At 69.9% G+C, this 13799-nt stretch carries 11 protein-coding genes; 4 read left to right on the forward strand and 7 right to left on the reverse strand.

The window, feature by feature from the left end; translation table 11 throughout:
- Positions 1-170: 170 nt before the first annotated feature.
- From ACZ5GP_RS08465 to ACZ5GP_RS08490, 6 genes are all read right to left on the reverse strand, one after another.
- On the reverse strand, positions 171-1262 hold the full coding sequence (locus tag ACZ5GP_RS08465; protein WP_468750056.1) for a glucokinase: 1092 nt from the start codon (positions 1260-1262) through the stop codon (positions 171-173).
- A gap of 347 nt (positions 1263-1609) precedes the next feature.
- Positions 1610-1795 (reverse strand): hypothetical protein, encoded by a 186-nt coding sequence (locus tag ACZ5GP_RS08470; RefSeq protein ID WP_468750057.1) that lies wholly within the window; start codon positions 1793-1795, stop codon positions 1610-1612.
- Between the two features lie 34 nt (positions 1796-1829).
- A complete protein-coding gene (locus ACZ5GP_RS08475) occupies positions 1830-2855 on the reverse strand; it encodes a hypothetical protein (RefSeq protein ID WP_468750058.1) in 1026 nt (341 codons plus the stop codon).
- On the reverse strand, positions 2855-4099 hold the full coding sequence (locus ACZ5GP_RS08480) for an ATP-grasp domain-containing protein (protein ID WP_468750059.1): 1245 nt from the start codon (positions 4097-4099) through the stop codon (positions 2855-2857). Before ACZ5GP_RS08480 ends, ACZ5GP_RS08475 begins: the two co-directional genes overlap by 1 nt.
- A gap of 18 nt (positions 4100-4117) precedes the next feature.
- A complete protein-coding gene (locus ACZ5GP_RS08485; protein WP_468750060.1) occupies positions 4118-5218 on the reverse strand; it encodes a DUF1152 domain-containing protein in 1101 nt (366 codons plus the stop codon).
- Positions 5219-5375: 157 nt separating this feature from the next.
- Positions 5376-6812: a coproporphyrinogen-III oxidase family protein gene (locus ACZ5GP_RS08490; protein ID WP_468750061.1), complete on the reverse strand. Its 1437-nt coding sequence runs from the start codon at positions 6810-6812 to the stop codon at positions 5376-5378.
- 642 nt (positions 6813-7454) lie between these two features.
- Here ACZ5GP_RS08490 and ACZ5GP_RS08495 point away from each other — a divergent pair.
- From ACZ5GP_RS08495 to ACZ5GP_RS08510, 4 genes are all read left to right on the forward strand, one after another.
- Positions 7455-8750 carry an ATP-grasp domain-containing protein gene (locus ACZ5GP_RS08495; RefSeq protein WP_468750062.1) on the forward strand — a complete coding sequence of 432 codons (1296 nt, stop codon included), beginning with the start codon at positions 7455-7457 and terminating at the stop codon, positions 8748-8750.
- A gap of 63 nt (positions 8751-8813) precedes the next feature.
- The gene (locus ACZ5GP_RS08500; RefSeq protein ID WP_468750063.1) at positions 8814-9548 is read left to right on the forward strand and encodes a 2OG-Fe dioxygenase family protein; all 735 of its coding nucleotides are present in this window, start codon (positions 8814-8816) and stop codon (positions 9546-9548) included.
- A 46-nt stretch (positions 9549-9594) separates the two neighbouring features.
- Entirely contained in the window at positions 9595-10872 is a 1278-nt protein-coding gene (locus ACZ5GP_RS08505; RefSeq protein WP_468750064.1) for an MFS transporter, read from the forward strand.
- 26 nt (positions 10873-10898) lie between these two features.
- On the forward strand, positions 10899-11924 hold the full coding sequence (locus ACZ5GP_RS08510) for a GNAT family N-acetyltransferase (protein ID WP_468750065.1): 1026 nt from the start codon (positions 10899-10901) through the stop codon (positions 11922-11924).
- A 46-nt stretch (positions 11925-11970) separates the two neighbouring features.
- Here ACZ5GP_RS08510 and guaD read toward each other — a convergent pair whose 3' ends face one another.
- Positions 11971-13506: a guanine deaminase gene (gene guaD / locus ACZ5GP_RS08515; protein WP_468750066.1), complete on the reverse strand. Its 1536-nt coding sequence runs from the start codon at positions 13504-13506 to the stop codon at positions 11971-11973.
- Positions 13507-13799 lie beyond the last annotated feature (293 nt).

Consider the following 13799-nt stretch of genomic DNA (forward strand, 5'->3'; position numbering starts at 1 on the left):
GAGAACTGTCGGCTCATCCGACACGTTCGCCGGACCCTGTTCGCAAACGGCGGCCATGGGGTGCGCTCTGGTGTCGGAGGACCCAGGACATAGGCAGTGAGCTCCTAGCACGCGACGACATTGACGTGCGAACTTGCCTTGCGTGCTAAGGATGGTAGCTCAGAGGCCCCTTATCCGCAGGCGTGTTCGCGCCGCACGGGGGCCGGAACGGGTGCTTGTGCGGCGGACTGGCGGGTGAGCACAAAGGCGCCTCTGACGGCCACTTGACGGTCCGTCACGGCGTAGAGGGGGATCTCCTGCATGAGTTCCGCGTGCTCCGCGCCCGTCGCGACGAAGCGCTCCAGGAAGGCCGTGTCCGAGACGAGGAGGTCGCAGATCCCGGGCGCCTGCAGCACTCCGCTGGTCAGCCACACCGAGCCGCCCTCGCTCATACAGGTCAGTACGGTGCTGCGCAGGAACTGGCCCAGGATGGCGCCGAACAGCCGCATGATCTCGCGGCAGCAGGCGTCACCGCCCACGGCGGCCGCGGTGATGACCGGTCCGATGCCGCGGTGCTCCCGCCGGAAGCGGTCGACGTGTTCCTGGATATAGGGGCCCGGCTTCTTGCGCGTGGTCATGAAGTCGTACATGTGGTCGATGCCGCGCAGTCCGCCGATGGACAGCTCCACGGAGATCGGGATGCCCGGCCGAAGCCGCTGCAGGGAGCGGAGGTAGTCCTCCTCCAGGACGGTCACCGGCTGCCAGGCCACGTGGCCGGACTCCGCCGGGCGGGCGCGCCCCGTGCGGTCCACGGAGGCGCTGCCGACGCCGGTGCCGACCGACACCGCCAGCAGGGCGGGCCCCGGGTGGGGCGGGACGTCCGGGGTCAGCGGGACCCAGTCGGACTCGTCGAGGTCCGCCACCCCGGCCGTCGTGGCGACCATGTCGTTGATGGTGACGAGCGTCATCTCCAGGTCCGTGGCGAACGCCCGGCGCCGGAAGGTCGGCCACTGGGGGTGGTTGGTGATCCTGACGTCACCGTCGCGTCCCGGCCGGCCGGCGACACCGGCGACCAGGGACCGCGGCAGACAGCCGGCCATGTCGAAGCAGCCGTAGAAGAGGTGCTCCAGCGAGTCGTAGTCGGCGGAGCGGGCCTGGACGTGCTTGACCTCCCCGGTGGCCGGATCGAGAAAACGCATGTGCGTCTTGGTGCCACCGGCGTCGATCCCGGCGATGTCGGTGCGTGGAAGGCTGATGATCCGTTCCCGGGGAATGTGCGGCATGACGGCCCTCATCTGTCAGTAGCCGGAAGTGTCCGGTGATATGGGTGAGGCGGGTGCCGGAAAACTATCCCGACGCGGTGGCCGCCCGGTGCGGAACCGCCGTCGGTCGCGGCGGCGCTCCCGTCCGCACAGAAGAACGCCGGTCACCGGCAGGTACCCACACCAGGGACGCAGTTGAGGACCGCGGCCGCGGGTGCCTTCTCCCCCTCAATGGTAGGGGCCGGGTGTCTCCCGCAAAATCACTCGTAATAACGAACTTCCTTAAGCACACCGGATTTACCTAACCCTGTTTCCGATCTTCGTCCAGGCCGAGCGCCGCTACGGATTTCATTCCCCCGAGGACCGAGTCAGTCGTCGCAGAGGAACACCGTGCCCAGGCGGCCGCCCCTTCCGGAGCTGATGACTCCGCTGTCGATCTCGGGCGTGCCTCGCAGGTACGCCCCGCCGTAGCCGTGGCCGGCCAGGAAGACGCCCCAGGTGAGCACCGTCGGTTCGGTGGTGCCGGCGCCCGGGGCGGGGAAGTCCTCCGGCACGGGGCGGACCCGGCGTTGGAGGATGTACGGGCCGCTAGGGGAGGAGGTCCACGGGCTCCCCGGCGACCTCGACCTTCTCGTCGCGGACCGCGCGGGTCCACGGGAGCAGGACGTCGATCACCTCCAGTTCCGCGCGGTCGAAGAGGGGGCGGTTGCGCTGGTCGCTGAGGAGGGCCAGCGCGGCCTTGCTGCCGTACACCTCGTTCTCCAGCGGCGTGAAGAGGTGGACCAGCCCCTGATCGGCGGCCCGGGTGAGCGGATCGAGCAGGGCCACGTCCTCGGCGGTGCTCACTTCGTTGATGACGAACCAGCGGTGCACGAGGTCGATCCGGCGCCCGGCGACACGGATCCCGTCGGCGCGGTAGTCCACCTGCCCCAGATGGCAGGGCACGGCGTCGATGCCGTGGGCGGCGAGCAGCGAGGCCATCCGGCGCAGGTGCGGTTCGAGTGCGGCGTAGGCGTCGGGCCACTCCATGAGGGCGACGACGGGGGCGGCCTCGCCGAGGCCGGGAAAGGACTCCCGCCACAGGTCCACGAGGACCTCGATCCCGTCGGTGAAGTCCAGGCGGTGCTGGTCCGCGAAGGACGCGATGTACGGCTCTTGGAGCAGGGCCCGATTGAGCACCGCGATGTCCCAACCGCCCAAGGGGCTGCCGCCGTTGAGTTCAAGCAGCCGAAAGCCCTCCTCCTCGCGGTACAGGTCGGCGCGAGCGCTCCGGGGAAGCTCGCGGGCCCTGCCGTCGGCTCTCAGCGCGGCGCCGAGCTGTTCCGGCGCCCAGCCGAGGGCGGCGGTGAAGGCGCGCAGATCACCGTCGTACAGCCGGTCGGGCAGCGACAGGAGGAGGTCGTACAGTCCGCTGAGCCGCGTTCCCAGCTGCCGGCTCTCGGCGCGGCCGAAGAAGACCGGGCGCGACAGGAAGGCGCTCCCGTAGATGTCCCCGGAGAGGGCGCAGGCCGCCCCCGCGCGTTCCGGCGCGCACTCGCCGGGCACCCCCGCCAGGTACGCGCGCGTCAGCCGGGCCGGGTCTCGTCGGCTCGGGCGCAGGTCCGCACCCGGCATCAGCCGACCTCGATGGTGACGTTCGCCAGCACCTGCGCGGCGGCCGCGTTGACCTCGGCGGCGGTGTCGGCGTGCAGGATCACGTAGCCCACCCGCGAGTCGTTGTCGCCGGGAGCGCGCACCCGGCCGCCCGGCGGGACCGTCATCTTGCTCAGCGCCACCGCGTCCGACTCACCCAGGCCCGTGACCGAGCGCAGGGTGCCCCCGCGGGGCGGGGTCAGGAAGCGGATGCCCGCGGCGGTGTCGGCGGTGGGCGTCAGCGCGGGCTCCTGGCCGAGCGCGATCTGCACGTAGATCCTGGCCTCGTCGATCCCGCGGGCCTGCCGCATCAGGGCGACCACATGGTCACCGGGCAGGCGGGCGCCGAGTTCGATGATCCGGGTGGTGCCGTCCGGCAGCAGCTTCAGCTCGGTGTGGGCGACGCCGTTGGTGATGCCGACGGCCCGGGCGGCCGCCACGGCCGCCTGTTGCAGGACGGCCACCTCGGCCGCGTCCAGTTCCGCCGGGACGGTGTGCCCGTACTCGGCCCGCTTCGCGCCCTCGGTGGTGAACTTGTCGTAGGGGAACAGCGGTGTCACGGCGCCGCGGACCGCCACCGTCTCGATGCTGAACTCGGTGCCGCCGACGTACTCCTGGATGATCACGTGCGGGTCGAGCGGGATGCCGTGCGGCATCTGGAAGATGTGGGACTGGGCGACCACGAAGGCGTCCGCCAGCTCCTCGTCGCCGCTGACGACCGACACGCCCCAGGAGCCGGACTGCTCGGCGGGCTTCACGACGACGGGGTAGGTCAGCCCGGCCGACCGCACCAGGGTGTACGCCTCACCGAGGTCGCGTGCGGCGACGGTCCTGGGGGCCGGGATGCCGTGCTCGGTGAAGGCGCGGGCCATGATGCGCTTGTTGCGGCAGCTCAGTGAGCGCGTCGGGTCGTTCCCGGGCAGGCCGAGGTCGGCGGCGAGCCGCGCGACCAGCGGGGTCAGGAACTCCCAGCCGGCGACCACACCGTCGACGCCCTCGGCCCGGGCCAGCTCCTTGAGCTGCCGCAGGGCGCCCTCACCGTCGGAGAAGTCGGTGAGGACGAGCTTCCCGTACTCCGCGATCTTCGCCTTGAGCGTGGGGGAGTACCAGTCCTCGTGGACGTCCTCATGGGTGACGACGATGATCTCGGCGTTCAGGTCACGGGCGGCATCGAGGATGTACTCGCCGGTGTTCCCCATGGCTTCGAGCAGGAGCAGTTTGGGCATGGTGGGGTGGACCCTCCTTCAGGGCGATGTCAGGCGGAACAGGGGCCCGGCGCACTGGGCCGGCCGCTGTTCGATGAGGCGGGCGCGCAGGGTCCGCGCCGCGGTGCCGGTGAGGCCGAGACCTTCGGCCAGGCAGCGGAAAGTGACGTAGCGCGCCCGTGGGTTGCCGGACCGCAGGCGCCGCAGGCGGGCGTCGACGCCGTCCAGGGCCTCGTCCACCGAACGGCTGGACCAGCTCTCGTGCGCCGGGCGCAGGGAACGGTCGCGCTCGCGTTGCAGCTCGGAGAAACCGCAGATGTCCCGACTGACCTTCTCCGCGCCGTCCAGGGTGTCGACCCTGCCGCGATACAGCGCGTGGGCCAGCCGGTTGCGGTGCAGGACCCGGTCGACGGCGATGCGGTGGACCCGGGCACTCGCGTCGGTCAGGAACACCGGTCTGCCGGTGTCGCGCACCACGCAACCGCCGCGCAGGCCGTGCGCGGCCGCGGCCAGGAGTGCGCTGGCCTCCGAGGGATGCCAGTCGAAGACGTGCTCGACGCCGTGGGTGTCGGCTCCGGTGAGGGTCAGGTGGTCGGTGCCCATGTCGGGCAGCAGGTCGTCCTCGGGAATCTCGCCGTCCAGGCCCGGGCCCGCGAGACGGAGGACCGCCGGCACGCCCGCGACGGCGCACGCGGCGATCACCAGCGCGTCCGGCAGCGGGCTGAGCAGGGTCGGCTCGTCGCCGCGGGCGAACACATCCCCTCCGACGTCGACCACCGTGACCTCGTCCACGGCGTACTTCTCCGCCGCCTCGGCGATCTGGCGGGCCAGGAGCGGCACGCCACCGTACGGGCTCAACAGCCCTAGGGTGATGGGCAGTTCGGCGGCGAGGCGGGGAAGCGTGGAGCCCGCCGGTGGGATGGCGGACGAGTCCGCGGTGAGCTGGGAGACGTGGGCGGTGAGCGGCCGCAGATGCGTGAAGTCCCGCTCGGCACGCGGGCCGGGGATCGGGTCGACGACCAGCCGCTCCCACGAGTAGCTGAGCACCACGGCCGGTTCGTCACCGTGGAGCGCGTGGTGGACCAGGGTCGTGCCGATCACGTCGCCCCCACCGCCGGCGGCGACGAGAAGCCGAGTCATACGCTCTCCTGAGGCAGGGTCCTGCGCGGGTCGAGCCGGCCGACGGGAGCGTCGGCGGCGGGGTGCCGGAGGGGGCACGGAGCACCACGGAACCCGGCACGGCCACCCTGTTTCCATTCGGTGGCCGCACCGAAGAGCCGTGTGCCGGGAAAACCGGTCAGACGGAGTCCGTCTTCAGACCCGAGATGCTGAGCGGTTCACTGCCCATGTGCTTCTGTGCCCGCTTATTGCTCTTGTGCAGGCCCGCGTAGTATTCGCGATCGAGAGCGATGACATCGTCGGAGAAGAACATCCACGAGAGGACGTCGCGGTACTTGAAACCGGCCGGCGTGAGCTGAATGCGGTCGCTGGGAAGCCGGCGAAGCAGTCCTACGTCCTGCGCCGCTTCGAGGACCGGCTCGAAGAGATGGGCCTTCTCCCGGTAGCCGAAGCGGTCGAGTTCCCTCAGGTCCAGGTCGAAGGCGTCGAGGACGAGCCTTCTGCGTATGATCTCCTCGCCGTCGAGGACGAAGCCGGTGACGGGCGTGAGTTCGTGATTGCGCGCCTTGGAGATGTAGTCGCCAACCTCCGTGAGGCTCGGCTTCACGCTGCCGACCATGTAGTCGACCGCACTGGAATAACTGCGGGCGCCGGCTCCCAGTCCGAGCAGCGGAACGCCGTGGAAGGTCAGGACCTTCTGCTGGTAGCCGCCGCGCCCGAGCTTCTTGTACCGGACGTTCGACTCCTGGATGTAACCGGCCTCCTTGAAAACGGCGTTCGCGTAGTCGTACCGCTCATACAGGTCGGGGCTCATCATGTACTGATAGGCCCCGGTCTTCGAGAACCACGCGTCCGGCCTGACCGTGAGGAAGTACGTGCTGATGGTCTCCGGGGCGAGAGCCGCCAGTTCGTCGACGGAGTGCTTCCAGCTCTCGGGGGTCTGCCCGGCGAACCCCATGATCAGGTCGGTGCTCAGGTTCGGCAGGCGCTCCTCGCGGGTGATCTCGATGGCCTGGCGGATGACGTGCTCATTGGCCTGGCCCCGGCCCGCTTCGCGGATTTCCGAGGGCACCAGCGACTGGATGCCGATGTTGGCCCGGGTGCGGCCCATGGATATCAGGTCCCGCAAGGTGCCGGGTTCCTTGACGAGGGAGTCCGGGGTGGCCTCGATGGCCACTTCCTCCACCGTGCTGCGCCAGTTGGGGTAGACCTCGTCCAGGGTCGCGAAGATCTGTTCGAAGTGGCGTGGAGCCAACAGGCTCGGGGTGCCGCCACCTATGTAGATGGTGCGCAGCCGGCGGCTCTGGATGATCTCCGTGTGATCGCGGATCTGGGTGCACAGGGCTGCCGTGTACGCGTCGTACACGTCCATGTCCTCGGAGATCACGGTGTACAGGTTGCAGAACCCGCACTTGTACCGACAGAACGGCACGTGCAGATACAGGTTGAGCTCGGGCACGGAGTGCCGCTTGAGGTCCTCCGCCCAGATGTCCCGGATGTTCCACGATCCGTTCAGCGGGCGGTAGGTGGAGCGGGACGGATACGCGTAGTTGAAAGGCGGAATCACACCCTGCTTGATGTGCCTGGCGAGTTCGTCGCGAATGGCGCTCGACATGCCTGATCCTTACGAATGTAGGTACGGCCTTGAACTGCCTGTCGACGGAGATGAGTACCGCTGTTCCATGCGGCAGATCACAGGCGTGGGGCTCACCGGAGAATGCGGGTCGACATGATGGGAGCGCGCCAATGCCCCCGGCGGCGCAGCCGGTCTGAACCCTCGGCGTGCGCCGTGATGGGGTGCGTGGCGCTCGTTCCCGCAGACGTTTCCCGTGACTTTGCGATGCACTCAGCGCTTGGGCTCACAACAGTTCTGTCGGCCGGTGCGTAAATCAATGTGGCTGAGTTGGTGCGTGGTGCGAGTCAACAGGTGGCGGTGAGGTCGGCGCCAGTGGTGGAACCGACGACAAACGCACTGCGGGGCCCGGTGGGTTTCGTCCACTCCTCCAAACCTGTCCGCACCATGAGACGTCTGGTCCCGACGGCTGCCTCCGAGGTGCCGGACGTGCATAACTTTGTGCAACCCAAACGCCCTGCGAACAAGGCGAGTTGACGAGAGCCGCCGCGCGGCACCGGCCATGTCGGGCTGTCCCTCGGCGCGTTGAGGCGACCTTTTATCAGCATCTCCTGACCCCATTGACCGTCAACCACGCGGCACACAAAGCCTGTTGCGCAGCCGGCGAGTGAACTGGAGCAGCCCATGACCGCAGCGGACATCAAACGCATCGCCTACATCCGGTCGATCCCGATATCCCGGGCCGGCCCCTACATCCCCGACCTGGCCCGGGCCGTGGCCGCCACCGGCCGCGAGGCCCGCATCTTCTACACCGACGGTGACTGCGACGCCGCGGACTTCCCAGGGGGCACCTGGGAGAAACTGCCCGAGGACGCCACCCCCGACCTCATCGCGGACCGCATCCGGGCCTGGGGCGCCGAAGGCGTCGTCTCCCTGTCCTTCCCCGACGAAGCGGGCCTGCGCGACGCCGTGGTGAAGGAGAGGCTGGCCCGGCACGGCATACCCATGGTGTCCAACGGGATCGAGCCCTCCCGGTTGCTCGCCGACAAGTGGGAGACCAAGAGGATCCTCACCGACCACGGCCTGCAGACTCCGCCGGGCGTCTTCGTCGACGGCACGCTCCTCAAGCACGGCGCCGCGGCCGTCCCGGCCTACGCGGACATCATCCGCGTCAAGGCGGAGGAGATCGGCTACCCGCTCCTGTCCAAAGCGGTCTGGGGCAGCTCCGGAAACGGCCTGCGCTTCATCCGCGACCGGGCGGACCTGGAGAGCTGGCTCGCCGCCCCGGACGAGGGCAACGTCGTCCTGGAGAAGTGCGTCACCGGTGAGCTGTGCACCGTCGAACTCGTCGGCGCGGACGGTCAGTTCGCCGTCCAGCCACTGTGCTTCACCGGGTCGACCGGCGCCGAGCCCACCTTCGCCTTCTGGGAGCTGCGCTCGTCCGCGCCCCGCGCCCGGGACGACGCCGCCTTCGCACCGGTCGCGGAGAAGCTGAAGAAGCTCTGCGCCACCGTGGGGATCACCGGCGTCATCAACCTGGACGTCATCTATAGCCACGGCACCTACTACGTGCTGGAGATCAACCCTCGTGTCTCCGGCGCGACCGCCCTCGGCGTGGCCGCATCGGGCCACAACACCTACCTGAGCATGACGGACATCCTGCTCGGGCAGTGGCGGGCCCCGGCCGAACCGGTGCTGCCCCGGCAGCGCTGGTCCCTGGAGTTCCCGGTCAACGGCGTGACCGACACCTTCGTCGAGGAAGCCGAACAGGCCCTGGACATCGTCCAGATCACCCCCACGCTCGTGGTCGACGGCCGCGCATACGGCGGCCTGCTGATCGCCACCTGCGAGTACGGCGCTGAGACCGACTTCCTCGACCGGATCACGGCCCTGGACGCCGCCCACCGCGTCCTGTCACCGGACATGCTCACGCGGCTCAAGGAGCTGCTCACCGGCCCGGCCGCCCAGAGCACCCGCTGACCCACGGCGCGAGCACCGCACGCACCGCCCGCACCACCTCGTCGTATGAAAGGCCTCTCCGCCATGTCCCAGCCGTACGTCCATCTGCCGGCCGCCACGATCCTCGACTGTCTCGCCGAGCACGGCGAGACCGAGATCAAGCAGCTACGCGCGTCGTGGGAGGGGCTGCGGGTCGACCGCTACCCGAAGGACGGCGGCTCCTATCGCCGGCGCCGGTACAGCGCGTTCCACCTGACCGACGACGGCCTGGTGCGCGCCGCCCATGGGGCCTTCCGCCAGTCGCTCGAGGTGAACCCCCTGCACGGCGGCGTGGCCCGGGAGTTCGAGCCCATCGAGGAGGAGGTGGCCGGGTCGCCGCTCCTCGCCACCCTCGTCCGGACGCTTGCCGACCGCCTCCCCGGCGACTTCGACCCCGCCACCGGCTGCCTCGGCATCCACCAGATCCGCGTCCTCGCCACCCGCGACGCCGAAGGCCTGCCGGCACCGGAGGGCGTACACGAAGACGGACACCATTTCGTGGCCCAGGTGCTCATGCGGCGGGAGAACATCGAAGGCGGCGTCTCGCGACTGTACGACCGCAGCAGGGCGCCTTTGTACCGCACGCTGCTCACCGAGCCGTTCGAGACGGTCATCATCGACGACCGCCGCGTGTTCCACGGGGTGTCGGCCGTCGAGGTGGCCCACGGCTTCCCGACGGGCGTGCGGGACATGATGCTGGTCGACTTCTTCCCCCGCGCCGCCGAAGCCGCCGCTCCCGCCGCCGACCCCGCCGCTTCCGCCGCCGAGGCGACGGCATGAGCCGACCACCGCGTCCGGGCCCGCCCCCCGAGTGCCCGGAGTCCCGATGAGCACCAGCCGTCTCCTGGAGAAGTGGGGCCTTCCCGACCTGACGGGGAACGGCCGTTTCGTCACCGCGAACGTCATGGACAGCCTCGGCAACGGACTCCTCCTGGCGTTCACCGTCGTCTACTTCACCACCACGACCTCGTTGTCGCTCGGCTCCATCGGCGGCGCGCTCTCGCTCGGCCACCTGCTCGCCCTGCTCACCCCCGTCGTGGCCGGCTCCCTGATCGACCGCTTCGGCTCCCGCACCGTGGTGATCGCGGCCAACCTGGTCTCCGCGGCCGGCTTCTGCGCCTTCCTCGCCGCGGACAGCGTCTGGAAGATCGTCGCCGTCCAGTTCGTCGTGCAAGCCGGGTCGAGCACCTACTGGACGGCGAGCCGGGGCCTCGTCCTCCTCGCCGCCGGCCGCCGGGACCAGGCCCGCTGGTTCGGCTTCCTCGGCGCCCTGCGGAACATCGGCGGCGGCTTCGGCGTCGCCGTCGCCTCCGCCGCGGTCGCCGTGGACGACGGCTGGGTCCGGGCGCTGGTCCTGGTCGACGCACTGACCTTCGTGGTGGCTGCGGGGCTGATCGCCACCTGGCACCCGGCCGCCGCCGAGAACCCGAAGCCCACTGCCCGCACGGCCGGGAGCAACGGCTACGCGACGGTGCTGCGCGACGCGCACTACATGCGGCTCATCCTGGCGAACGTGTCCTTCGTACTGGCGGCGAGCGTGCTGCCGGTCCTTCTCACCCTCTACGTGACCGAGGCTCTGCACGCCGGCGCCTGGCTGGCGGGGGCCTGCATCCTCGGCAACATGGCCCTCATCGCCACGGTCCAGACCCTGGTCGCCCGCATGATCGAGCGCCACCGGCCGACCCGCGTCCTGGCCCTCGCGGGCGTGGTCAACGCCGCGGCGTTCGCCGTCTTCGGGGTGCTGCTCGCGCTCCCCGGCCGCGCCGTGACCGCGGGCCTGCTGGTGGCGATGACGGTCTTCACGGTCGCCGAGATGCTCAGCATGCCGTCGAGCAGCGAACTCAGCGCCACCCTGGCCCCCGAGCGCACCCGCGGCCGCTACCTCGGTGCCTTCCAACTGTCCTGGTCCCTCGGCAACGCCCTCGCCCCCGCGCTGCTCACCACGCTCCTCGGGTACGGGCCCGCCTGGCCCTGGGTGGTCCTGGGCGCCCTGAACCTCATCGCGGTGCCGCTGCTGCTCGGCCTGCGCGAGACCGCCCCGCACGACCGGGCCCAGCAGGAACCGGCGGGTACCACCGCTCCGCACGGCGGGACGTGCCCGTGACCGGCCGCGACCACGAAACGGATGCCATGAACGTCACCCTCGTACCGGACATCACCGAGGTCCCCCTCGCCGCATGGGAGGCCATAGCCGCACCGGCGGGGCTCTACCTGTCCCACCGGTGGCTCGCCGCCCAGCAGCAGGACCCCACCGCCCGGGTCCGGTACGCCCTGGTCCACGAGGGCGGCGCTCTGGTCGCCGCCGCACCGCTGTACTCGGTGGACACGGAGCCGAACGACCTCTACCGCGTGCGCGAACTCGTCCCCGGCCGCGCGCCGTCCAAGACGTTGCTCGTGGGCGCGCGTCGCGGTTATCTCAACGCGCCCCTCCTCCACCCCCGCCTCACCCCCGAGCGCCGCCGCGAGGCGTTGCACCACCTCCTGCGGGCCGCCGACTCCCTCGCCGCGCAGGAGGGGGCACAGCCGTGGTGGCTCTACGTCACCGACGCGGCGGCCGCCGAACTCGCCGACGCCTACGGGACCGTACCCGTGAGGCTCAACGAGGACGCCCGCATACCGCTGCCCGGCGACACGTTCGAGGACTACCTCGCCGGGCTGCCGAGCAGTCGGCGCACGGCCATCCGGCGCGAGCGCCGGGCCTTCGCCGAAGCCGGTTACGCATTGCGCGGGCTGCGGCTCTCCGAGTGCGCCGAGGAGGTCGGCGCGCTGGCCGCCCAGTCGCAGGGCCGGCACGGGCACCCGGCCGACCCCGCCTTCATGGCGCGGCTGTTCCGTGAGCAGGCCGACGGCATGGCGGACAGCGGCATCGTCCACGCCGCGTACGCCGACGGCCGCATGGTCGCCTTCAGCCTCGGCTACCGCTACGCGGACACCCTCTGGATGCGCGCCTCCGGCTGCGACTACGCACGGCTGCGGGGCGCGCACGAATACTTCAACCTCGTGTTCTACGTCCCCATCGAGGACGCCTGTGCCCACGGCGCGGGCGCCCTCCACCTCGGCATGGAGTCCCTGCGGGCCAAGACGCTGCGCGGGGCCGTCACTTCCCCGCTGTGGGCGGTGGAAGCGGCGGCCCCGAAGGCGCTCGTCAGATCCTGACCGATAGGACCCGCCGCACCGCGGCCGGCCCCGGTGAGGGGACAACTCAGCCGCTCACCGGCTTCCCCACCGGGAGCCAGCGCTCCTTCGCGTAGTCCTGCTGCTCGTAGGCGAGTTGGCCCATGATGTAGGTCTCCTTCACGACCCGGTCGTCGCCCAGGGTCATCACCGCGAAGAGCTTCTCGTGCCATTGGTCGAGCAGGCTGCGCGCGTTGCCCCTGACGTCGTTCGGCTCGACGTTCTCCAGACGACGCTTGATGACCGGGGTGGCCGCCAGGTCGAGCACCACGAAGTCCGCCTCGTTGCCGGGCCGGAACGAGCCGATGCCGGGGCCGCCGAGACCCTTGTTGCTCTCGTACGGCTTGTCGAGGTAGAGCGCCCGGGCCCCGCCGAGGGTGGCCAGGTAGAAGGCCCGCCAAGCGGTCAGCTTCGGGTACGGGTTCTTCCAGCCCTCCGGCCGGGGCTTGCACTCCGGCGGATTGAACTCGGCCGGGACGTGGTTGAGCGCCTCGATCGCCTGGGCCTTGTACGCCGCCCCGAGGGTCCGCAGGATCGAGTAGTCGGTCCCGCCCCCGCAGTCGGTTCCCATACCGACGCGGACACCCTTGTCGATCGCGTCGACCAGGTTGTGGACACCGCTGCCGAGGAAGAAGTTGGACGTCGGGCAGTGCGCGATCGTGGCACCCCCCTGTGCCAGCAGGGTCCGGTCCTCGTCATCGATGGACACGCAGTGGGCGTACAGGGCGCGCTCCCGGAGCAGCCCGAACTTCTCGTACGCCCTGGTGTAGGTCTCCACCCCGAACTTGCCGCGGATGATGACTTCTTCTTCCAGGTTCTCCGAGAGGTGCGTCTGCAGCCACAGCGGCTTGCCCCGCTGGTCGTACTCGTCCATCAGATCGGCGCACATGCGCAGCATCGAGTCGCTGCAGGTGATCGCGAAGCGTGGGGTGACCGCGTACAGGAGACGGCCCTTGCCGTGCCACTTCTCGATCAGGTCGACGTTCTGCCGGCGAGCCTCTTCCACGCTCTTGTCGAACTGGTTGTCCGGCAGAATCGCGTTCTGGGGCGGCTGGTCCTGCACGACCTTGCCGCTGATCATGCGCATGTTGCGCCTCAGGGCTTCCTGGAAGAAGCCCTCGGCCGACTGCCAGGGCGTGCTCGCCAGCGCGAGGCTGGTCGTGGTGCCCGCGCCGAGCAGCGTGTCGAGGAAGAAGTTGGCGACCTCCTTGGCGTGGTCCACGTCCTCGAACTTGGCCTCGGCCGGCCAGATGTACTTCTCCAGCCACTGCAGGACCTGGTCGCCGTACCCGGCGATCGCGTCCATCTGCACGTAGTGGATGTGGGTGTCGATGAAACCGGGTGTGATGAGGCTGTCCCGGTACTCCTTGAGCCGGCCGGACTCCCGCCAATGCCCGTGCTCGGCCTCCGACCAGGTGTCGGTGAACTCCACCTTGCCGTCCGCGGAGACCACCAGGATGCCGTCCGGGAAGAACCGCATGGTCGCGTCGGGCCCGGTCGTCTCCGGTTCGAGACAGTCCCCGGGGTCACCGGTGAAATCAAGGATCGCGGCACGGTAAGCCATGGACTTGCCCGCGTCCGCGCCAGGCCGCGGGGGTGCAGATCGGGTGTTCGCCATCTTGATCACTTGCTTTCCGGCTAGGTGGGGAGGGTGGCCGTGCAAGTAAACAGAGGTCGGCGATCCAGGCGTCAGGGACAGAACCGACAGTGATTGCGCCGCGAGGTCGGGCGGGTGTTGTTCGCTCCTCCAAATCCTGTCCGCAGTCCGAGATGATCACTCTCGGCGAGAGCCTCCCGACCTCTGCGCGGCTAGCCTCCACCCTCCGTCCCGATCGGTTCCGGTGACCGGCCGGGGCC

Source organism: Streptomyces sp. NPDC031466, from assembly GCF_055581265.1.